Source organism: Bacteroides sp. Ga6A2, assembly GCF_000702225.1.
Classification (GTDB): domain Bacteria; phylum Bacteroidota; class Bacteroidia; order Bacteroidales; family Bacteroidaceae; genus Ga6A1.
Genome location: NZ_JNKX01000016.1, coordinates 42,152 through 62,296 on the forward strand (window position 1 = coordinate 42,152; position 20,145 = coordinate 62,296).

General features: G+C 44.1%; 20 protein-coding genes and 5 tRNA genes. 5 read left to right on the plus strand and 20 right to left on the minus strand.

The features are described 5' to 3' along the window. Positions 1-39: 39 nt before the first annotated feature. From rplJ to T538_RS0105450, 15 genes are all read right to left on the minus strand, one after another. On the minus strand, positions 40-561 hold the full coding sequence (gene rplJ, locus T538_RS0105385; RefSeq protein ID WP_031532578.1) for a 50S ribosomal protein L10: 522 nt from the start codon (positions 559-561) through the stop codon (positions 40-42). A gap of 11 nt (positions 562-572) precedes the next feature. Beyond that, positions 573-1,271: a 50S ribosomal protein L1 gene (gene rplA, locus T538_RS0105390; RefSeq protein WP_031532577.1), complete on the minus strand. Its 699-nt coding sequence runs from the start codon at positions 1,269-1,271 to the stop codon at positions 573-575. Positions 1,272-1,290: 19 nt separating this feature from the next. Further along, positions 1,291-1,731, minus strand: a complete 441-nt coding sequence (gene rplK, locus T538_RS0105395) for a 50S ribosomal protein L11 (protein WP_031532576.1) — start codon at positions 1,729-1,731, stop codon at positions 1,291-1,293. 53 nt (positions 1,732-1,784) lie between these two features. Then, the gene (gene nusG / locus T538_RS0105400) at positions 1,785-2,330 is read right to left on the minus strand and encodes a transcription termination/antitermination protein NusG (protein ID WP_031532575.1); all 546 of its coding nucleotides are present in this window, start codon (positions 2,328-2,330) and stop codon (positions 1,785-1,787) included. A 9-nt stretch (positions 2,331-2,339) separates the two neighbouring features. Next, positions 2,340-2,531, minus strand: a complete 192-nt coding sequence (gene secE, locus T538_RS19200; RefSeq protein ID WP_081834873.1) for a preprotein translocase subunit SecE — start codon at positions 2,529-2,531, stop codon at positions 2,340-2,342. Positions 2,532-2,545: 14 nt separating this feature from the next. Continuing rightward, a tRNA-Trp gene (locus T538_RS0105405) sits at positions 2,546-2,618 on the minus strand. A gap of 50 nt (positions 2,619-2,668) precedes the next feature. Then, positions 2,669-3,856, minus strand: a complete 1,188-nt coding sequence (tuf, locus tag T538_RS0105410; RefSeq protein ID WP_031532574.1) for an elongation factor Tu — start codon at positions 3,854-3,856, stop codon at positions 2,669-2,671. A 53-nt stretch (positions 3,857-3,909) separates the two neighbouring features. Beyond that, positions 3,910-3,981, minus strand: a tRNA-Thr gene (locus tag T538_RS0105415). A gap of 8 nt (positions 3,982-3,989) precedes the next feature. Further along, positions 3,990-4,065, minus strand: a tRNA-Gly gene (locus T538_RS0105420). A gap of 12 nt (positions 4,066-4,077) precedes the next feature. Further along, a tRNA-Tyr gene (locus T538_RS0105425) sits at positions 4,078-4,160 on the minus strand. A gap of 22 nt (positions 4,161-4,182) precedes the next feature. Beyond that, positions 4,183-4,256, minus strand: a tRNA-Thr gene (locus T538_RS0105430). A gap of 91 nt (positions 4,257-4,347) precedes the next feature. Beyond that, complete coding sequence (gene hpf, locus T538_RS0105435; RefSeq protein ID WP_031532573.1) at positions 4,348-4,647, minus strand: ribosome hibernation-promoting factor, HPF/YfiA family; 300 nt, start codon at positions 4,645-4,647, stop codon at positions 4,348-4,350. A gap of 24 nt (positions 4,648-4,671) precedes the next feature. Continuing rightward, positions 4,672-5,553, minus strand: a complete 882-nt coding sequence (locus T538_RS0105440) for a tyrosine-type recombinase/integrase (RefSeq protein ID WP_031532572.1) — start codon at positions 5,551-5,553, stop codon at positions 4,672-4,674. A gap of 81 nt (positions 5,554-5,634) precedes the next feature. Next, entirely contained in the window at positions 5,635-5,826 is a 192-nt protein-coding gene (gene rpsU / locus T538_RS0105445) for a 30S ribosomal protein S21 (protein ID WP_031532571.1), read from the minus strand. Between the two features lie 148 nt (positions 5,827-5,974). Next, positions 5,975-6,967 (minus strand): malate dehydrogenase, encoded by a 993-nt coding sequence (locus tag T538_RS0105450; protein WP_031532570.1) that lies wholly within the window; start codon positions 6,965-6,967, stop codon positions 5,975-5,977. 151 nt (positions 6,968-7,118) lie between these two features. Between T538_RS0105450 and T538_RS0105455 the strand changes: the two genes are divergently transcribed. Both T538_RS0105455 and T538_RS0105460 read left to right on the plus strand, forming a co-directional pair. Next, the gene (locus tag T538_RS0105455; RefSeq protein WP_031532569.1) at positions 7,119-8,897 is read left to right on the plus strand and encodes an aminopeptidase P family protein; all 1,779 of its coding nucleotides are present in this window, start codon (positions 7,119-7,121) and stop codon (positions 8,895-8,897) included. Between the two features lie 6 nt (positions 8,898-8,903). Next, on the plus strand, positions 8,904-9,455 hold the full coding sequence (locus T538_RS0105460; RefSeq protein WP_031532568.1) for a gamma carbonic anhydrase family protein: 552 nt from the start codon (positions 8,904-8,906) through the stop codon (positions 9,453-9,455). A gap of 903 nt (positions 9,456-10,358) precedes the next feature. Here the strand turns inward: T538_RS0105460 and T538_RS0105475 are convergent. Both T538_RS0105475 and T538_RS0105480 read right to left on the minus strand, forming a co-directional pair. Next, positions 10,359-11,030 (minus strand): response regulator transcription factor, encoded by a 672-nt coding sequence (locus T538_RS0105475; RefSeq protein ID WP_031532567.1) that lies wholly within the window; start codon positions 11,028-11,030, stop codon positions 10,359-10,361. 33 nt (positions 11,031-11,063) lie between these two features. Next, positions 11,064-12,152, minus strand: a complete 1,089-nt coding sequence (locus T538_RS0105480) for a 5' nucleotidase, NT5C type (protein WP_031532566.1) — start codon at positions 12,150-12,152, stop codon at positions 11,064-11,066. Between the two features lie 146 nt (positions 12,153-12,298). Here T538_RS0105480 and T538_RS0105485 point away from each other — a divergent pair, with 146 nt between their 5' ends. The 3 genes from T538_RS0105485 (at position 12,299) to gdhA (ending at position 16,250) form a co-directional block, all read left to right on the plus strand. After that, a complete protein-coding gene (locus T538_RS0105485) occupies positions 12,299-13,741 on the plus strand; it encodes a lipopolysaccharide biosynthesis protein (protein WP_031532565.1) in 1,443 nt (480 codons plus the stop codon). Then, positions 13,738-14,712 carry a glycosyltransferase gene (locus T538_RS17050; protein WP_031532564.1) on the plus strand — a complete coding sequence of 325 codons (975 nt, stop codon included), beginning with the start codon at positions 13,738-13,740 and terminating at the stop codon, positions 14,710-14,712. The genes T538_RS0105485 and T538_RS17050 overlap by 4 nt, the downstream gene beginning before the upstream one ends. Positions 14,713-14,912: 200 nt before the next feature. Next, positions 14,913-16,250: an NADP-specific glutamate dehydrogenase gene (gene gdhA, locus T538_RS0105495; RefSeq protein ID WP_031532563.1), complete on the plus strand. Its 1,338-nt coding sequence runs from the start codon at positions 14,913-14,915 to the stop codon at positions 16,248-16,250. A gap of 794 nt (positions 16,251-17,044) precedes the next feature. On the opposite strand, the gene T538_RS0105505 is transcribed toward gdhA, so the two are convergent. The 3 genes from T538_RS0105505 to T538_RS18010 all read right to left on the minus strand — a co-directional run bounded on the left by T538_RS0105505 (position 17,045) and on the right by T538_RS18010 (position 19,935). Next, complete coding sequence (locus T538_RS0105505; RefSeq protein WP_031532562.1) at positions 17,045-18,376, minus strand: hypothetical protein; 1,332 nt, start codon at positions 18,374-18,376, stop codon at positions 17,045-17,047. Beyond that, complete coding sequence (locus T538_RS0105510) at positions 18,373-18,828, minus strand: hypothetical protein (RefSeq protein WP_031532561.1); 456 nt, start codon at positions 18,826-18,828, stop codon at positions 18,373-18,375. The genes T538_RS0105505 and T538_RS0105510 overlap by 4 nt, the downstream gene beginning before the upstream one ends. A gap of 84 nt (positions 18,829-18,912) precedes the next feature. Further along, complete coding sequence (locus T538_RS18010) at positions 18,913-19,935, minus strand: leucine-rich repeat domain-containing protein (RefSeq protein WP_081834872.1); 1,023 nt, start codon at positions 19,933-19,935, stop codon at positions 18,913-18,915. Positions 19,936-20,145: the final 210 nt, after the last annotated feature.

The window sequence follows — 20,145 nt, forward strand, 5'->3', positions numbered from 1 at the left end:
TACTATAAAAAATAATTATTATTAAAAAAGTGTGTCTGATTACTCAGGACGCTCGCCCAAAGTCTTCAACACGCCGTGGATGGTATTGCCACCACTCTGAAGAGCAGAGATAACGTTCTTCGCTGGAGACTGAAGCAAAGCAACAATGTCTGCGATAACCTCGTTCTTGCTCTTGATAGCTGAAAGTACATCCAACTGATTTGCACCAACATAGATGCCTTCCTCTGCATAAGCAGCCTTCAATGATGGGTTAACACCATCCTTAGCATACTTCTTAAGCAACTTAGCAGGTACGTTTGCTGTGTTACAGAACATAACGGCTGTTGTACCCTTAAGTGTGCCGTAGAGTGAAGAGAAATCAGTCTCAGATGCCTCCAACGCCTTCTGAAGAAGTTTGTTCTTAACGACCATCAAAGTGATGTTCTGCTCAAAACATTTTCTTCTCAGTTCACTTGTAGCAGCTGCATCAAGTGCAGTAAGATCTACCAAGTAGAAGTGTGCGTACTCACTTAGCTTGTCAGAAATCTGACCAATAACAATGTTTTTATCTTCCTTTCTCATGATAGTTCAAATTAGATTTCATCAATACTCTTGATGTCTACCTTAATACCACTACTCATTGTAGTTGAAAGGAAAACACTCTTAACATAAGTACCCTTTGCAGAAGATGGCTTAAGCTTCTGGATAGTATCCATGAAAGCCTTTGCATTCTCGCGAATCTGCTCAGCTGTGAAAGATGCCTTACCGATTGAAGTATGAACGATACCGCTCTTGTCAACCTTAAAGTCAATCTTACCTGACTTAACTTCGCGTACAGCCTTAGCCACATCCATAGTAACAGTACCACTCTTTGGGTTTGGCATAAGTCCACGAGGACCAAGCACACGACCCAAAGCACCGATCTTACCCATGATAGAAGGCATAGTGATGATAACATCAATATCGGTCCAGCCACCCTTGATCTTCTCGATATACTCGTCAAGACCAACATAGTCTGCGCCAGCCTCTTTAGCAGCAGCTTCAGCATCAGGAGTACATAAACATAGAACTCGTGTAACCTTACCTGTTCCGTGAGGAAGTGAAACAACGCCACGAACCATCTGGTTAGCCTTACGTGGGTCTACACCCAAGCGCACGTCTATATCCAAAGAAGCGTCGAACTTAGTAAAGGTAATCTCCTTTACCAACTCTGCAGCCTCCTTAAGAGAATATGCTTTCCCTGCTTCAATCTTCTCTGCAGCTAACTTTTGATTTTTTGTCAGTTTACTCATTTCAAATTGAAGTTTTTAATTATTTACCTGGGAAATCTCCTTTTACTGTAATACCCATGCTTCGTGCAGTACCGGCAACCATCTTCATTGCTGACTCAATTGTAAAGCAATTCAAGTCTGGCATCTTAGTTTCAGCAATTGCACGAACCTGATCCCATGTAATTTCTGCAACCTTAGTACGGTTAGGCTGGGCAGAACCCTTCTTAGCCTTTGTAGCACCAAGGAGCTGAATTGCAACAGGAGGAGTCTTAACTATAAAATCATAACTCTTATCAGTGTAATAAGTGATGATTACAGGTAAAACCTGACCTGCTCTATCCTGGGTCTTGGCATTGAAAGCTTTGCAGAACTCCATGATGTTGATACCCTTAGAACCCAAAGCAGGGCCTACTGGTGGTGATGGGTTTGCAGCGCCTCCTTTAATCTGTAATTTGATTAATCCAGCAACTTCTTTAGCCATTTTAATTTATTATTATATAGATAAATTATTAGAATAATGTTGTAACAAGAACATTATTCCTTTTCAACTTGTCCAAAGCCAAGCTCCAATGGGGTTTTACGTCCAAAGATCTTAACCATTACCTTCAGCTTCTTCTTTTCGCCATTGACTTCCTCGATAATACCGCTGAAGCCACTGAATGGACCATCGTTAACCTTTACCGATTCTCCAACAACATAAGGAACATCAGAAAAGTCTTCTCCAGCGTCCTCAACACAGTCTACAGTTCCAAGAATTCTGTTTACTTCTGACTGTCTTAATGGAACAGGTTTGTCAGTTCCACCAAGGAAACCAATGATATTTGGAGTGTTGCGCAATTCGTGAGCAATTTCACCAACAAGCGCAGCTTCAACCAAAACGTAGCCCGGAAGATAACTTCTCTCTTTTACAACACGCTTACCGTTTTGTACCTGAACTACTTTTTCCGTTGGAATCAAGACTTGAGACACGTAACCGCCAAGACTACCGTTTTTTATCTCTGCTTCGAGATATTCCTTAGCCTTGGTTTCCTTACCACTAACGGCACGCAGAACGTACCATCTTTTTTCAATCTCAGCCATAAGTATGAATTATTTTGGGTAGACTATCTCCATCAAATGCTGGAATAGCCAATCATATGCGAAAACAACCAACGCAATTAGTAGGGAAGCATATAAAACAACAACTGCGCTGTTAACAAGTTCTGAACGTGTTGGCCAAGTAGTTTGGTGAACAAGTTCATTGTAAGATTCTCCGCAATAATTTTTTATTTTCTCAAACATATTATTTGATTTAGCACGGGAAGAGAGGCTCGAACTCCCGACACCCGGTTTTGGAGACCGGTGCTCTACCAACTGAGCTATTCCCGTAGAATTCCTACCTCCATTACGAAGGTAGGAAAATATTATTGATGTTTGAATTAGTCAAAAACCTCTGTGATCTGACCAGAACCTACTGTTCTACCACCCTCACGGATAGCAAAACGAAGACCTGTGTTCAAAGCAACTGGGTAGATCAACTCAACCTTAATCTCAACGTTATCACCTGGCATTACCATCTCAACGCCTTCTGGCAAAGAGATCTCACCAGTACAGTCCATTGTACGGAGATAGAACTGAGGACGATACTTGTTCTTGAATGGAGTGTGACGACCACCCTCTTCCTTCTTCAATACGTAGATTGTAGCCTTGAAGCCCTTGTGTGGAGTGATAACTCCTGGGTGTGTGATAACCATACCACGCTTAACCTCAGTCTTCTCAATACCACGGAGCAACAAACCAACGTTATCACCAGCCTCACCTTCGTCAAGAAGCTTACGGAACATCTCAACACCAGTTACAACTGACTTCTTATCCTCACCAAGACCAAGGATCTGAACTTCATCACCTACCTTAACAACACCTGTCTCGATACGACCAGTAGCAACAGTACCACGACCAGTGATTGAGAATACGTCCTCAACTGGCATCAAGAATGGCTTATCTGTAGCACGAACTGGCTCCTGAATCCAAGTATCGCAAGCATCCATAAGCTCCATTACCTTGTCCTCCCACTCAGCAACACCGTTAAGAGCACCAAGAGCAGAACCGCGGATGATTGGAGTATCCTCTTCGAACTCATATGTAGTCAAAAGATCCTTCATCTCCATCTCAACGAGCTCAAGCATCTCCTCATCGTCAACCATATCACACTTGTTCAAGAAAACAACCAAGCGAGGTACGTTTACCTGACGAGCCAAAAGGATGTGCTCGCGAGTCTGAGGCATAGGACCATCAGTAGCAGCAACTACGATGATAGCACCATCCATCTGAGCAGCACCAGTAACCATGTTCTTTACATAATCGGCGTGTCCCGGACAGTCTACGTGTGCGTAGTGACGCTTTGCAGTCTCATACTCAATGTGAGCAGTATTGATAGTAATACCACGCTCTTTCTCCTCAGGAGCATTATCAATCTGATCGAATGACTTAACTTCCTGATTACCGAAACCCTTCTTACTTAGAACTGCAGAGATAGCTGCAGTCAAAGTAGTCTTACCGTGGTCAACGTGACCGATAGTACCGATATTTACATGGGGTTTGGTACGTTCAAATTTTTCTTTAGCCATAGCTTTACTTTATTTATTTAATGAATAATCAGTCTAAAAAAAAAAATGTGGAGAGCTGTTACCGAGAGTTGAACTCGGGACCTCTTCCTTACCAAGGAAGTGCTCTACCACTGAGCTATAACAGCAACATTAGTGGAGCGGAAGACGGGGCTCAAACCCGCGACCCCCAGCTTGGAAGGCTAGTGCTCTATCAACTGAGCTACTTCCGCAAATAAAAAGAGTGGGCAGGGACGGATTCGAACCGCCGAAGCCGTAAGGCAACAGATTTACAGTCTGCCCGTTTTAACCACTTACCTACCTACCCGGCACTCTTTTCGAGCTTTTTGAGCCTCTTGTCGGATTCGAACCAACGACCCCGAGATTACAAATCACGTGCTCTGGCCAACTGAGCTAAAGAGGCTTATTTTGCAACGCTTCAGCATCCCTTGATGCGAAAAGCGTTGCAAAAGTAGTCAAATATTTTGAACTACAAAAATTTTTTGCAGTTTTTTTTACTTGCTACGCTGTTTTTCTTTATATTTCTGTATTTGTTTTACCAAAGCGTCAATGCTCAGGTCCACCGCCTCCTCAAAAGAGTCGCAGATTTTCTCTGCAAACAAATCCTCTCCGGGAACTGAAACTCTGATTCCAGCATACTTATTTAGTGATGTTTCTGGCTTGACAACTTTCAATGACACCTCTACCTTTCCTATTTCTTCGCTGAATTTCTCCAACTTTGCAGTCTTCTTTGCAATGAATGCCTGCAACTGGTCTGACGCATCAAAATGAATTGCATGAATTTTTGCTTCCATAATATCTCCTTTCTTTAATTTAGTTTAGGCTCTTGGATGAGCCTGTTTATAAACTTTTTTCAACTCTTCAAAAGATGTATGCGTGTATATCTCTGTCGTGGCAAGACTTTCGTGCCCTAAAAGCTGTTTTACAGCCTCGAGTTCTGCATCGTTGTTTAGCATTGCAGTCGCAAAAGTGTGCCTCAAGACATGAGGTGTACGCTTTTTCAGAGTAACGACCTGAGAAAGATATATTTTGACAATATTTCCTACTGCATATTCCGTAATCCTTTTGCCTTTGTCATCTAAGAAGAATGCTTCTGGCGCTTCCGGAAACATGCTGTCTCTATCTTGCAGATACTTGCAGATTGCATCTTTCAGTTCTGTCGCGAAAGGAATCAGCCGCTGTTTGTTGCGTTTACCTGTTACCTTTATCTGCGATGCCGAGAGATCCACATCACGGACATCGAGTCCGATAAGTTCTGCGCGGCGCATTCCCGTGAGATAGAACATCAGTAAAATCAGTCTATCTCTACTTGCCTTAAATCCCGAACCAAACTCGGTAGAATCCAGAAGCCGGTTCATGTCCGACTCTTTAACGAAGCTTGGCAGGTATTTTTCTTTCTTGGGGCCTACGATTTTCAGCGTAGGGTCTTCTGTTATGTATTCCTTTCTCAGCAAGAATTTAAAGAAGGTTCTCAAGGAACTTAATCGTCGGTTAACCGATGTCGCCTTGCCTCCTTTTTCCATCATGCTCATCATCCACTGTCTTACAGCTTCCGATGTTACGGTTTGCCACTCCATTTCTGGATGCTGGCTTTTGAAGAAGGAATGAAACAGCCTCAAGTCATCAGCATATCTATCAACAGTGAGCGGAGAGTAATTCCTCTCATATTTCAGATATATTGAGAATGCATCTTCCAGCATAGAAACAATCGTTACACTTTTATTTTATGCAACGAAAGTAAGAAAAAAAATTCACAATTCAAAGAAAATTGGCGAAAATTATTATTCCTCGTTACGTTTTAGCTGCTGTACGTAAACAGCCTTTTCTCTCTTAAGTCTGTTCAAAACAGAAGGTTTGTCGAACTGCTGACGTGCTCTAAGTTCTTTTACTACACCAGTCTTCTCAAACTTTCTCTTAAACTTCTTAAGAGCCTTTTCGATGTTATCACCTTCTTTTACAGGTACTACAATCATGTTGTTGTTTAATTAGTTAATAAATATTTTGTTAGCGGTCGCAAAATTACTTATAGTTTTCGACTTAACAAAATTTTTAAATAAAAAACAGGCTGCCGGCGGGTAGCCAACAGCCTGTGTATGTTTATAAATCAAAATCAGATTCGAATTACAAGTTTGGGTTAAGTGTACCCCAATCCTTGATTGCAGGGATGATGCCAAGAGTTACAAGCTCGTCGCGCATCTTCTGAAGGTGCTCGTAAGAAGCCTGAAGAGCAGCCATCTCGTCTGCAGTACCCTCTGGCTCTGTGAAGTGAACGCCGTCCTTGTCGATAGTTGTAGGCATAGCCATCATCACGTTCTTGTAACCGAGCTTGTCGTTGTTAACGTAGCAACCAGCAGGAAGAGTGAAAGGCTCGCCGCCCATAGCACCCTCGATCATCTTTACAGCCTGATATGCTGGGCTCTGGAATGATGAACGACCGCGAAGCTTGATGATGTTTGAACCACCCTGGATAGTGTTGTGCTTGATTTCAGCCCAACGCTCTGCAGAAAGAGGAAGGTCAGCAAGTGGCTTGCCGTCAACCTTAACCTTAGAAGCGAATACAGCCATCTGCTCGCCGTGACCACCGTAAGTGTGAGCGCCTGTTACCTTATCCTGCTGTACGCCGAACTCCTGAGCAAGCTGCTGCTGAAGACGAGTTGAGTCGAGAGCTGCAAGTGAAGTCAACTGGTTTGGCTTCAAACCTGAGTGGATAAGTGCAGTAAGAGCTGTTACGTCTGCTGGGTTGAAGATAACAACAACGTGCTTTACATCTGGGCAATACTCCTTGATGTAGTCGCCGAACTGAGCAGCAATCTGGCAGTTACCCTTGAGAAGATCCTCACGAGTCATACCCTCCTTACGTGGAGCACCACCTGAAGAGATGATGTACTTAGCACCTGTGAAAGCAGTCTTTGGATCGACTGTCCAAGTGATGTTTGCACCAGGGAATGCGCAATGAGCCATCTCGTCTGCTACACCGTGAACACCCGGTTCAAAGATATCATAAAGACAAATGTTTGGAGTAAGACCAAGCATAAGTACTGACTGAACCATATTAGAACCGATCATACCGCCGGCACCAACAATAACTAATTTTTCGTTTGTAAGAAAATTCATGTTATATTAAATTATTTGTTTTTAATTTCTCACGCAAATATATAAAATTAGCCTTACAACATTGGAGCATGATTCCAATATATTTCGGTTGAAAAACATCTTTTTTCCATAAATTTGTATATTTGCACTTTATAACTAACGATTTTGTAACATGGAGTTGATAAAAAGAAGACTTGAAGCTTTGCGCTCGTGGATGAAAAAAAATGAAATCGACGCTTTTGTCGTCCCGAGCACAGATCCGCACGATGGCGAATATGTTCCACAGCATTGGGAGGCAAGAAAATGGATTTCGGGCTTTACGGGCTCGGCTGGTACATTCGTCATAACAAACAGTAATGCAGCCGTTTGGACAGACTCACGATATTTTATACAAGCAGAGCAGCAGCTCGAAGGCACAGGCATAAGACTGATGAAAGCGGGGCTCGACTCCACTCCTACCATAGCCGAATATCTGGCAAAAGAGCTGAAGCCGGGAAGCAACGTGGGCTTCGACGGATGGTGCTGCACATCGTGCGATTTCATCCCATCAAGCCTCAACGCGGTTGCTACCTCCGACCCATTCGACACGATTTGGGAAGGCAGACCAGAACTGCCGCTCGACCAAGTAGTCATACAGCCTCTGGATTTTGCCGGCGAGTCTGCCGAAAGCAAGATTTCGAGAATAAGGACTGTCCTAAAGGAAAGAGGAGCCGACGCAACGGTTCTGACAAGACTCGACGACATAGCATGGACGCTGAATCTGAGAGGCAACGACGTGCATTGCAATCCTGTCTTCATCAGCTATCTTGTTATCTCACAGAGCAAGGCAAATCTATTTATCGACAAACGAAAGATTACGGGCGAGGTTGAGAGTTATCTGGCAAAATGCGGCGTTGAGTGTTATGAGTATGCCGATTTTCTGAAATTCGACTTTCATCTGCCAACGGACAGACTGACATCTGTCTGTCTCGACGGCTCGTGCAACTATGCCGTCCGCGACTATATCACCAACATCTCAGCCAATTTTTGTCTGCTGAGGGGCGACAACTCGCCTATCGTGCCGCCGATGAAGGCAGTAAAGACAAAGCAGGAGCAGGACGGATTCCACAACGCGATGCTTCGCGACGGCGTGGCTCTCGTTAGGTTCGAGATGTGGCTCGAGGAGAATGTTGCAAATGGCAATCTTACGGAGATAAGCATTGACGAGAAGCTGACATCACTCCGCGCCGGGCAGGACTTGTTCAAGGGGATAAGTTTCGACACGATAGCGGCATATCAGTCGCACGGGGCAATAGTCCATTACGAGGCAACTCCCGAGACTGACGCAGAGATAAAGCCCGAAGGTCTGCTGCTTATTGACTCGGGCGCACAGTATCAGGACGGTACGACCGACATAACCCGAACATACGCCCTCGGAGAAGTAACAGACGAGCAGAAACGCGACTATACGCTTGTCCTGAAAGGTCACATTGCCCTCAGCTCGGCAGTCTTCCCCGAAGGAACCTGCGGCACTCAGCTCGACGCGCTGGCACGCTCGGCTATGTGGAAGTACGGCATAAACTATCTGCACGGCACGGGACACGGTGTTGGCTCATACCTCAACGTTCACGAAGGTCCTCACCAGATTAGAATGAACCACATGCCTGCCGTTCTGAAAGCGGGAATGACCGTAACCGACGAGCCGGGAATATACAAGAAGGACAAATACGGCATCAGAATAGAGAACACTCTTCTGATTACAGACGACAGGGAGACTGAATTTGGCAAGTTCCTGAAGTTCGAACCGCTGACGCTATGCCCTATCGACAAGAAGCCGATTGTAAGAGAGATGCTAACCGTCGATGAGATTGAGTGGATAAACAACTATCACAAAACGGTTTACGACAAGCTCGCGCCGCTACTCAACGACGAGGAGAAGGCATGGCTGGCAAACGCAACATCTAAAATCTAAAAAAATATGGCACTAATAAAATCGATAAAAGGACTTACGCCTAAGTTTGGCAAAGACTGTTATTTTTCTGAGAACGCCACAATTGTCGGCGACGTTACGATGGGCGACGAATGTTCGGTATGGTTCAACGCTGTTGTGAGGGGCGATGTGAACTACATCAAGATTGGCGACCGCGTTAATATTCAGGATGGCAGTTGTCTGCACACCGCATACCAGAAGGCTTATATTGAAATAGGTAACGACGTGACAATAGGTCACAACGTGACGCTTCACGGCTGCAAGATTAAGGATTTCGCCCTCGTGGGAATGGGTGCAACGGTTCTCGACAACGCGGAGATTGGCGAGGGGGCGATTGTTGCTGCCGGCGCGTTGGTGCTGCAAAACGCAAAGGTGGGCGACTATGAACTTTGGGGCGGTGTCCCTGCGAAATTCATCAAGAAGATTGACCCCGAACAGACGATGCAACTGAACAAGACGACTGCCTCGCACTATGTTATGTATAGCAAATGGTATGCTGAAGAAACAATTGACAATTCTGATTTGAAAGTTGAAAATTGAAAATTGAAAAAATCATAATTCAAAATTCATAATTGATAATTCAAAATTATAGAAAGGGGGGCATTTTTGTCTTTTGGTAAATACGAAATGGTGGCAAGGTACGTCCAAGGTACATCCAAGGTACGTCCAAGATACATCCAAGATACATCCAAGCAAGCCGGAAGGAATAGGAAAACAATTCAAAAGGTAGACAAAAGATTCGATGGTGGTTCGTCTAAAATCTTATGAAGGTTTTCTATGGGTAGGGAGACAATTGACAATTCAGAATTCATAATTCATCATTTGGAATTAAATTATTTTTGCGAGTTCGGGATACCATTGCCGACTGTTGATTATACTTATTACAGGCTCTGAAAACCCGAACGGAACCCGAAGCTATCCCGAATAAATCCTACGGCAAACTCCAATCAACGGCATGCACTCAGTAAGAATGCTCCATCACCTGCCGCAATGGGCGACCACTTTCAGGGTAGATGATGTTCGTGTCGTTTTAGTCCGCAGATCTTACGGATGCTGCGGTTACTGAGAGGTGACGCATCCAGCGTCATTCCAAATAATCATCTCATGATACAGGAAAAGATGCATTAATATACGTTAGTCGAACCTATGATGAAGCTACCCCCTTGCTACCATCTTACTATCCCCTTACTACCCCCTTACTATCAACCTAGCAAGAAAGGGACTTTTTGTTATCTTTCTGTATGATGATTCATTTTTCATCTGTATATTTTTGCACAATGCGATTTGTTCGAATAACTTAACACAGAAAACGCATTTCCTTACCACGAATTCGCGTGATTTTTTGAAAAAAAGCGGAAGAAGGAAGATGGATGTGTTGCGTCCTATCTTCCTTCTTCCGTATTCAATAGTTACCTTGCAAAAGCAGGCAAACGAAAAGTCTGATTAGATGAAGAACTCGCTCTCGTCTACAAGACCGGCACGAAGCGCGTATTTGATTGCATCGTGAACGCAGTTTACGCCAAGTTTGCGGAAGATATTCTTGCGGTGCGAGTTGATTGTGTGTACGCTCGAGAATCGGTCGGCGGCGATTTCCTTCGTCGTTTTGCCAAGGGCTATGGCCTTCAGAATCTCGCGTTCGGTATGAGTGAGTTCGTCGCGACGGTTCTCAGCCTCGGCTGCCTTCTGCAACAGAATCTGGGTTGCCTGCTGCGAGATGTAGCGCACGCCCGTCATCACATAGTGAAGAGCCTCGCGCATACTGTCGAGCGATGCGTCCTTGTAGGCAACACCCACGTTCTGAGTCTGATAAACGACATAGCGAAGGAAGTTTGGCGTAAGTTCTTCTGACAAAAGTAGCCAGCACGATGTGTTCTGATAAAGGTCGCACACAATCGTGAAGTTCTCCTGATTGGTGAAGTCGAACATAGTATAATCTACCACAACCGCCGTTTTCTTGCCGTCGCGAAGCAGATTGTTCAACTGCGTTTTGTTCTGCGCATAGGCAATCTCCAAGTCGTCGATATGTATTTCCTGTGCCACGCTTCGGCTCAGAGCCTCGATAGCGTATGCCGTAAGAGGCTGATTATCTGCTATAATAAGTCGTTCTACTATCATGTTTGCGTTTTGTTTATTGGTTTTCTTAAGGTATTACTGACCGCCGAGTCGTTCGAAGAAGACGATGATGTCGTCCCACGTTTTGAAAGGGTCTTCGCCAAACTTGATGAACGTGCCCATAAACTTGTCGGCTCCGTTTACATCGCGGTCGTCAATAAGATAGTCGCCATAGTTAAGTTCCTTGTGGTGGCTCACGATAAGGCGGCGGAAAGAACCTACTCCCAGATGCTTCTGCACCCACATCAGCTTGTCAGACCATGCCGTTGGGTTGCTGAAAGGCGGGCTCGTGAGGATGTATGTGTCGTAATGCTCCGACAGATAACGGAAAGCCTTCACCGCGCTCGGCATAGGGTCGAGATTGGCAAAGAATCCCGGAATGTCGTAAACCCTGCCCTTGTACTGCTCCAGCAGAGTCTCGTCCTTAATCTTGCGCCATCCGTTGTCGAAGTCGGCAAGAACGCCGTCCATATCAATATACAGAACCGGTTTGCTGCGCCCCTCCTGTCTGTCGTCAATCCAGTTGATTATCGGGAATACCGAGTTTATCAGCACGCTGTCGTTAAGGCGATGCTCGCCATCGAACATTATGCCGTTTATATAATGTGAGGCGAACATATCGAACGTGTGAACCACCGGGTCTCTGTCGCCGAACAGTCCGTAGACGCGCGTTCTGCGCTCTTCCTCATCAACATTCTCGAAGCAATGCGATGCCACCTCCTTAAAGGCATCAGCCTCATCTTGGGTTACGAAGAACTCAGTTGCTCCGTCCTCGCGCGGATTGAGCCATTTCTGCTTGCCCATTCCATGCAGAGTCTTCAGCGTCTCGCCTATCTGGAACGCCGGGTTTACAAGAATACGGTCGAATCCATATAGTTGCTCGGCATACATTCCGCCCATAGATGTTCCGATGATGAGGTCGGGCTTTTCCGTTTCGCAGATATTATGCAGCAAGTCCATCGCCTCGTGTGCGTTGAGAGGCAGGTCGGGCGCAACGATACGCGTGTTTGGCAGCATGTTGCGCAGGTTCTTTACTGTGCCCGAAGCTCCCGACGATGCAAAACCGTGAACATAGAGTATAGTCTTGCCCTTCATCAGTTCGGGGCGTTGGTATATCAGCTCCATAATATCGCTTTTTTTGTTTTTCGTTGCAAAGATAATGCTTTGTAGACGAGAAGCACACGAAAAAAGAACGTTTTTTATGCTTTTTAGAATAAAAAATTGTAGTTTTGCCATCTACTATTATAAATATACAGAAAACATATAGATAATTGGAATCTCTAAAGGAAAAGACAGCAAAAGGTCTGTTTTGGGGCGGACTGAGCAATGGAATACAGCAACTGCTCAATCTGGTGTTCGGAATATTCCTCGGCCGACTGCTCTCGCCATCGGAATACGGAATGGTGGGAATGCTCACCATATTCTCGCTCATAGCCGGAAGCATTCAGGAAAGCGGATTCATTGCCGCCATCGTGAACAAGAAGGAAGTAAAGCATGAGGACTACAACGCCGTGTTCTGGTTCAGTTGCCTCACGAGCATCGTCATCTACTCCATTCTGTTTGCCGCCGCTCCGCTGATAGCCGATTTCTTCCACACGCCCGAACTTACAGCTCTGGCGCGCTATTCGTTCATCAGCTTTGTAATTGCCAGTTTCAGCACCGCGCACTACGCCTATCTTTTCAGAAATCTGATGGTGAAGCAACGCACCATCGCCACGTTCTTCGCCATGGTCGTTTCGGGAATTTCTGGCGTTACGATGGCTTTCTGCGGATTTTCGTATTGGGGAATCGTTACGCAGAACATCATCTACATCTGCATAACCACGGCTTTCGCATGGCATTTTGCCAAGTTCATGCCGTCGTTCCGAATAGATTTCAGCCCGTTGAAGAAGATGATTGGATTCAGCTGTAAGATTCTGCTAACCAACATCTTCAATCACATAAACAACAACATCTTCACGGTAATTCTCGGTAAGTTCTATTCAGACAAGGAAGTAGGAAACTACACTCAGGCAAACAAATGGAACACTATGGGACACTCGTTCATAACCGGAATGATGAACCAAGTGGCGCAGCCTGTCCTTGCCAGCGTAGAGGGCGACAACGAGCGTCAGGCACGTGTCTTCAGAAAGATGCTGAGGTTTGCCGCCTTCGTTGCATGCCCGGCAATGCTCGGTCTGTCTATCATCGCGCCCGAGCTGATAGAGATTACCATCGGAAGCGCGTGGGCTGAGAGCGCAAAGATGATGCAGATTCTGTGCATCGGCGGTGTGTTCATCCCAATAACCACGCTTTATTCTAACCTGATTGTGACAAAGGGCAAGTCGGACATCTTCCTCTACAACACCATAGCCATAAGCGTTACGCAGCTGAGCATCGCACTCATAACCTACCCTATGGGACTGAAGGTGATGCTCTACGCCTTTATCTGCGTAAACATAGCATGGATTTTCGTGTGGCATCATTTTGTAAACCGCGAGATAGGACTTCCGCTCTGGGGAACGATTGGCGACATAAGCCGGTTCTTCGCGCTTGCAGCCATCGCCATGACGGTTGCCTACTATTCGGGCATAGCCATTGGCAACATATACATAATGCTCGGTGTTAAGATAATAGTAGGAGCATCGGCATACGCTGCCCTGCTGTGGATTTTCAGAATTCCTGAGCTGAACGAAGGCATAGAGTTCGCAATGCAAAAAATAAGAAAGAAATGAAGAAGGTATCGGTCGTGATGTGCACCTACAACGGCGCGCGCTACATCAGAGAGCAGATTGAGTCGCTGCTAAGGCAGACTTATCCGCTGCACGAGATTATCGTTCAAGACGATGGCTCGACCGACGGCACTTGCGACATTGTGAACGAATATGCGGCGCATAATCCTGTCATCAGACTTATTCACAACGACGGCGCGCACGGCATAAACAACAACTTTTTCTCTGCCTTGCACAAAGCCGAGGGCGAATTTATTGCTATTGCCGACCAAGACGACATCTGGGAACCAGAGAAAATTGAGTGGCAGATGCAGGCGATAGGCACTCACCTTCTTTGCTCGGGACAGAGCAAGCCCTTCTCTTCAGACGGATTTCCTGTAATATGGGACAGCCGAAAGCCAAACTATCACATCCTGCGCCTCTGCTATCTGGGCGAACTTGCAGGACACACGATGCTCGTGAACCGCAAAATACTTGATTATTTGGGCGAAAAACCGAAATACAAATATATGTACGACTGGCAACTGCAAATGATTGCGGCCGCCAACAACGATATTGTATATATAAATAAGGTGTTGGTGAACTTCCGCCGGCACGCCGACGCATCTACCGCCACAAAGCCTACAAGCAGCAAATTCGGGCTGAAGAAGGAACTGAGCACGATGCTGATGCTCATTGTGCACAGACATGCGTTGAAGCAACACATCATAGAGCGTTTTGCAGCCATCGAGGAGTTGCTTTCGGCTCTTCCGTTCAACACGGCTGACAAAAAGACAGCCATCGAGATGGCTCACTATCAGCAGAAAAAAGGTCTGTTTAACATGATAAAATTCTCATTCTTCTGTGTAAAACACCGAAACTATCTGTTTCACACCGAAGAAAAAAGACATCTTGTTGCAATAGCAAGAGCATTGTATTATCCTGTTTATTGCGGATATTACTACCGTGGAATCTTAAAAGACAATCAAAAATAAGCGTACAGTCCCACTTTTGCTTACATTTTGCAATCGCCACCCCATAGAAACGGTTGTAAAACATAAAAATTACTTACATTTTATTTTGGCATATTCCGTTTTTTTAGATTATATTTGCATTAACGATATATGACAAAGTGCAACCAAACGCTTTACATATTATCATTGCAAATACGAAACCTTATATAAAAATTGTAGTTATGAATATCAAAAAGATAATGGCCGAGCTTGAAGCCAAGCATCAGGGCGAAAAAGAATATCTACAGGCGGTAGAAGAGGTTCTTCTCTCTATTGAGGATGTTTATAACCAACACCCCGAATTTGAAAAAGCCAAAATAATTGAACGACTTGTCGAACCAGAACGAATCATCACTTTCAGAGTTCCATGGGTTGACGACAAGGGAGAAGTACAAGTAAACATAGGCTATCGCGTTCAGTTTAACAGCGCGATAGGTCCTTACAAAGGCGGACTACGATTCCACCGCTCGGTAAACCTCTCCATCCTGAAGTTCTTAGGATTTGAACAGACTTTCAAGAATGCCCTCACAACCCTTCCGATGGGCGGAGGAAAAGGCGGCTCGGACTTCTCGCCAAGAGGCAAGAGCGATGCCGAGATAATGCGATTCTGCCAAGCATTCATGAACGAGCTTTACAGATACATCGGTCCAGAGGTTGACATCCCGGCAGGCGACATAGGCGTAGGCGCAAGAGAAGTGGGCTATCTGTTTGGGCAGTACAAGAAGCTGACGCACGACTGGAGCGGCGTGATTACGGGCAAGGGCATCGACTTCGGCGGTTCGCTCATAAGACCAGAGGCAACAGGCTTCGGCGGACTTTACTTCGTTAACGAAATGCTCGCAACAAAGGGCATCGACATAAAGGGAAAGAAGATTGCCATCTCGGGCTTCGGAAACGTGGCTTGGGGAGCAGCACGAAAGGCAACAGAGCTTGGTGCTAAGGTAATAACGATTTCTGGTCCTGACGGTTACATTCTCGATGAGGGTGGATTGGACGACCGTAAGATTGAATATATGCTCGAACTGAGAGCAAGCGGAAACGATATCTGCCGACCTTATGCCGAGGAGTTCCCAGAGGCTAAGTTCTTCGAGGGCAAGAAGCCGTGGGAGGTAAAGTGCGACATAGCTCTGCCATGCGCAACCCAGAACGAACTGGACGGCAACGACGCCAAGATGCTTATAGACAACGGCTGCCTGTGCGTGGGCGAGATTTCGAACATGGGTTGTACGCCTGAGGCTATCGACACATTCATTGCACACAAGATGCTATATGCTCCGGGCAAGGCGGTAAACGCCGGCGGTGTGGCTACATCGGGTCTTGAGATGACTCAGAACGCCATGCACCTTAGCTGGACAAGCGCAGAGGTTGACAAGCAATTGCACACTATCATGCACAGCATTCACAGCCAATGCGTTAAGTACGGCACTCAGCCCGACGGTTACATCAACTATGTTAAGGGCGCGAACATTGCCGGTTTCATGAAGGTAGCGCGAGCAATGATGGCACAAGGAATTGTATAAAATGACATTTTTTATAATATCAAATCTCTCAAAAAAATAACTTTATTGCGGTGGACTCTCGTGGTGAGACTCCACCGCATTTTTTTGCCAGATTTCTTCAGTTAAGCCCTTCGGGGGGGGGCGAGGCAGCAACAAATATCACTCTTACGAAAGATTTTTCGGATAGACGCTGAAAGCGTCTCCACTCAGTAACCGTAGGTCGGAACGACCTGCGGAAAAGATAATCAACAACAAGCACTCTGAAAGAGTGCCCCAACTGCGCAATATGGGCAACAGCGGTGGGGGCACCGACAAAGTCTCCGACATTTGTTTAGCCGTAATTGTCGAAGCACTCTTGATAAGATTAAGTATATTTTATTGACGTTCAGAGAGTTTAATCTCCGGCAAATCTCCGACATTTTGCGCGTCGGCAAATATCAAACTCACTTAGATAACGCAATGGATTCTATATTACTAAGCATGAATCTCTGTCCCCTCTAAGTTCTGCCGAATTTGTCGCTCGAACTCTGTTCGCTTGCTACCGAAGGGACGCAAGAATTTGGCAGCATCAAAAAAACGGGAGTTTGCAACTCCCATTGTCGCATAGCGACAAAATGTCATGCAATACGTCATGATTTCTGGTCATGCGTAAGAACTCTTTTTTCAGCGGTGGGAATTACAAATTCCCATTTTACATCAAAGCCGAATTGCAAATTCGGCTTAACTGAGGGGATGCCTTTGGGAAGCTACATTAACACTAGGCTATATATAACTTTATCTCCATTATGGGGGTATCTCCCCAATCTAAGAACCATTTACCAAGGTAAATCATTTTCATTATCTACTTCCGAGCCTTCAATTTTTCCAATAAATTTATATGGTATAGCATCCATACCTGCAAACAAATCAATTGGTTCAACTGACGAATTTCGTATATACCCTTCATTCAAGTTCCTATCAAGATCTAAGGTGTCAATAGCATGAAGTATAACCTCATTATCCTTTGTAATCGAAAGTACATCTTGATACTTGTTGGAACTCATAAAATTGCGAACTTTTATTGCTATACCATCTTCTATTACCTGAGCATGGCTATCTCTCAAAAGTATGACTTTGTCAAAATATTCTATTACACATCCTTTTGGAATAGTAAAACCCGAAACTATTCGTCCAAAGTCTTTTATAGTACTATCTTTCGTAGCCTGCTTAACATACTGGGACAATGTGAATTCACCAATTTCACCTTGTCTATTTCCTTTCAATGTTACCGTTACAAGTTTTCCATTCTTCAAATGTAAAAAAGCATTAGTTGTTCCATTGAAACAATATAATATATCCTCTTTATTGATTCGTGACATTTCAAGCATACTATCCATACTATGCTGTCTAATACCAAAGTTACTTATTCTCTTACTTTCTGCTTTTTCCCAATATTTCACATTCTCATTTTTTACAGTCTCGCACTCATTAGCATAAAAAGAAAAATCCGCAGTATCTGAGTAATTAAAGATATCATAATCAGACCATCCCGTACGTAAAGACCTTTGCATAATAACATCACGATCATGAATGAATGTTGTACTATCACCATCCATGTCGATAGATTTGGCTATCAAGCCATCACTATCAGCAGAAGCAACAAGTTCTCCGAACTTAGGATTAACACTAATTATTTTAGAAGAATCAAAACACTTTTCAATTTTTGCCGGATTAAGTTTTCGTCCTACTGGTCTTAATTTTACTTCATATAGACCTTTACGACATCCGATAAACATCCTCATACCATAGATTCTAAAATCAATAGGAAAGGACTCGTATTCACATACTGTCGTCATCAAGTCTTCAAAATCTTCCCATTCGAGACGAAGGTCTTCATTCATCAACTGATTCCAATTTCTATATATAGCATCTTTGACTCCTGGTATTTTCAAAAATGGTTTTATTTGTTTGCTATAGTAGTTTTCATTTCTACGGAATGCTACTTTCAGCAACTCTGTCTCACCTCCAATCTTCTTTATTGCTCTATTAATAAGTTTTTCATAGGAGCCATATACGATTCTACCATCTTGCATGACAAAGAATATATACCCTCCATAAATATAGCAATCAAGAGCTTTGACTGATATCTTGAGTTGAATGGTCTTCATATTTTACGAGCTAATAATCTTGTATAATTTGCAATGCTAATCTTTTTTTTCTCTTTAAACTTATCGATCATTTCATCTGTAAGTTTGTCTTCATCCTTACTAAAAAATGGATAGCCATGCCATGCGTCATTGGCATTCATTGGAGTTTCAAAAATTGCAATCCGTTCTCCATCTTGACCTAATATTTCATGACAATCGTCAAGCAGAGAGAAGATACCACTATTATCTACAAACTCATTTGATTCTCCTTCAAGAAAAACATCGTATTGTTGAGATTTGTTGAGTATCCAATGTGTCTTATCCTCATGTTCTGCATTTTTAGCCTTACGTCCTTTTTTATGTACTTCCTTCACAGGATTGTGATATCCTGCAGGTTGGTAATATCTGTTACTTGGCGATGGACCAAATTTTTTGCCATCCGCCATTGCATGCTTATTGTATTGGTATGCCATTGTTTAAAAAAACTTTTGATTAGTCTACAGCCCCACCAGCAAAAGCAAGCGGGGAGCACATTAAGATTATTCTTTCGAAAATAGTTATTCGGCTATGCCGTTAAGATTGAATTTCTTGCCGTTCTTTACAATCACGAGCTTGCCGCCGACAATGTATTTGCCGTCTTTCATGCCGTTATCTGCCTTGGCATCTGCAATTCCGGTTGTTTCAGACTGAATGTCTACGGCATCTTCTACAATTGTGAAGTTCTTCCAGTATTCGGCAGCCTCGTATGCAGCCTTGCAGCCCGGAAGCACATGGAGTGTGCCATATTTATGGAACGAACGCGCCCCTATTTCCTGCGGAGTTGTGGCAAGATTAGTAACCGAGGTCAGAGCAGAACAATAAGAAAAAGCCTCATCTCTGATTATTTTTACTGAACTTGGAATTGTGACAGAAGCGAGATTCCAACAGCCATTGAAAGTATGTGTTTTAATTTCTGTTACCGAATTTGGAATTACGATAGAAGCGAGATTCAAACAGCCATCGAAAGCAGATTCACCAATACTCGTCACTGAATTTGAAATTGTGATAGTAGTAAGTCCCATACAGCCTATGAAAGCAAACTCGTCAATATTCGTCACAGAGTTAGGTATGGTTATTGAGGTCAGACTTTTGCAAGCCATAAAAGCGTTCTCTCCAATACTCGTCACATTATCCGGAATAGTGAAAGAAGTTAGTGCCATACAACTACGGAATGTCTGTCTTCCAATCCTTGTAATTGAATTCGGAACTGTGATAGAAGTAAGCTGACTACACCCCATAAATGCAGCATCACCAATGCTTGTCACGGATTTCGGAATTGTAACAGAAGTGGCATTATAACAGCTTTGAAATGCACCAGTTCCAATATTAGTCACTCCATCCTCTATCACAATTTTATTGATTTTACTTACCTCACGATACCAAGGAGCAACACCACGCTGAGCATCAATGTCGAAGTAATCAGGCATATCAGTTCCCGAGATAGTAAGAGTACCGTCATCAGACAGTTTCCAAGTAATGTCGGCATGAGTCACATTGAATGAAACAATGCTAAGAATAATAAGTAGTAAAGATTTCTTCATTTCTTATTTTTTCAGATTTTAAATGATTTATAAATAAGCGTTTACCCATGCAACCGTTCTGTTCGATATGTACAAGCAAACACGATAACAACAACCATGCGTTATGGCTTGGCAAAAATACTACTGTTTATCAAAACAAACAAATAAATTTTGTGCGTTTTTTGAAAGGAAAATGCACAATCTCTTCGGCAGATTCGCATATTTAACATT

What these genes read in the sequence shown, in the direction of transcription:
- rplJ (WP_031532578.1), bottom strand. Translation starts at nt 561, where the DNA reads ATGAGAAAGGAAGATAAAAACATTGTTATTGGTCAGATTTCTGACAAG.
- rplA (WP_031532577.1), bottom strand. Translation starts at nt 1,271, where the DNA reads ATGAGTAAACTGACAAAAAATCAAAAGTTAGCTGCAGAGAAGATTGAA.
- rplK (WP_031532576.1), bottom strand. Translation starts at nt 1,731, where the DNA reads ATGGCTAAAGAAGTTGCTGGATTAATCAAATTACAGATTAAAGGAGGC.
- nusG (WP_031532575.1), bottom strand. Translation starts at nt 2,330, where the DNA reads ATGGCTGAGATTGAAAAAAGATGGTACGTTCTGCGTGCCGTTAGTGGT.
- secE (WP_081834873.1), bottom strand. Translation starts at nt 2,531, where the DNA reads ATGTTTGAGAAAATAAAAAATTATTGCGGAGAATCTTACAATGAACTT.
- tuf (WP_031532574.1), bottom strand. Translation starts at nt 3,856, where the DNA reads ATGGCTAAAGAAAAATTTGAACGTACCAAACCCCATGTAAATATCGGT.
- hpf (WP_031532573.1), bottom strand. Translation starts at nt 4,647, where the DNA reads ATGGAAGCAAAAATTCATGCAATTCATTTTGATGCGTCAGACCAGTTG.
- T538_RS0105440 (WP_031532572.1), bottom strand. Translation starts at nt 5,553, where the DNA reads ATGCTGGAAGATGCATTCTCAATATATCTGAAATATGAGAGGAATTAC.
- rpsU (WP_031532571.1), bottom strand. Translation starts at nt 5,826, where the DNA reads ATGATTGTAGTACCTGTAAAAGAAGGTGATAACATCGAAAAGGCTCTT.
- T538_RS0105450 (WP_031532570.1), bottom strand. Translation starts at nt 6,967, where the DNA reads ATGAATTTTCTTACAAACGAAAAATTAGTTATTGTTGGTGCCGGCGGT.
- T538_RS0105455 (WP_031532569.1), top strand. Translation starts at nt 7,119, where the DNA reads ATGGAGTTGATAAAAAGAAGACTTGAAGCTTTGCGCTCGTGGATGAAA.
- T538_RS0105460 (WP_031532568.1), top strand. Translation starts at nt 8,904, where the DNA reads ATGGCACTAATAAAATCGATAAAAGGACTTACGCCTAAGTTTGGCAAA.
- T538_RS0105475 (WP_031532567.1), bottom strand. Translation starts at nt 11,030, where the DNA reads ATGATAGTAGAACGACTTATTATAGCAGATAATCAGCCTCTTACGGCA.
- T538_RS0105480 (WP_031532566.1), bottom strand. Translation starts at nt 12,152, where the DNA reads ATGGAGCTGATATACCAACGCCCCGAACTGATGAAGGGCAAGACTATA.
- T538_RS17050 (WP_031532564.1), top strand. Translation starts at nt 13,738, where the DNA reads ATGAAGAAGGTATCGGTCGTGATGTGCACCTACAACGGCGCGCGCTAC.
- gdhA (WP_031532563.1), top strand. Translation starts at nt 14,913, where the DNA reads ATGAATATCAAAAAGATAATGGCCGAGCTTGAAGCCAAGCATCAGGGC.
- T538_RS0105505 (WP_031532562.1), bottom strand. Translation starts at nt 18,376, where the DNA reads ATGAAGACCATTCAACTCAAGATATCAGTCAAAGCTCTTGATTGCTAT.
- T538_RS0105510 (WP_031532561.1), bottom strand. Translation starts at nt 18,828, where the DNA reads ATGGCATACCAATACAATAAGCATGCAATGGCGGATGGCAAAAAATTT.
- T538_RS18010 (WP_081834872.1), bottom strand. Translation starts at nt 19,935, where the DNA reads ATGAAGAAATCTTTACTACTTATTATTCTTAGCATTGTTTCATTCAAT.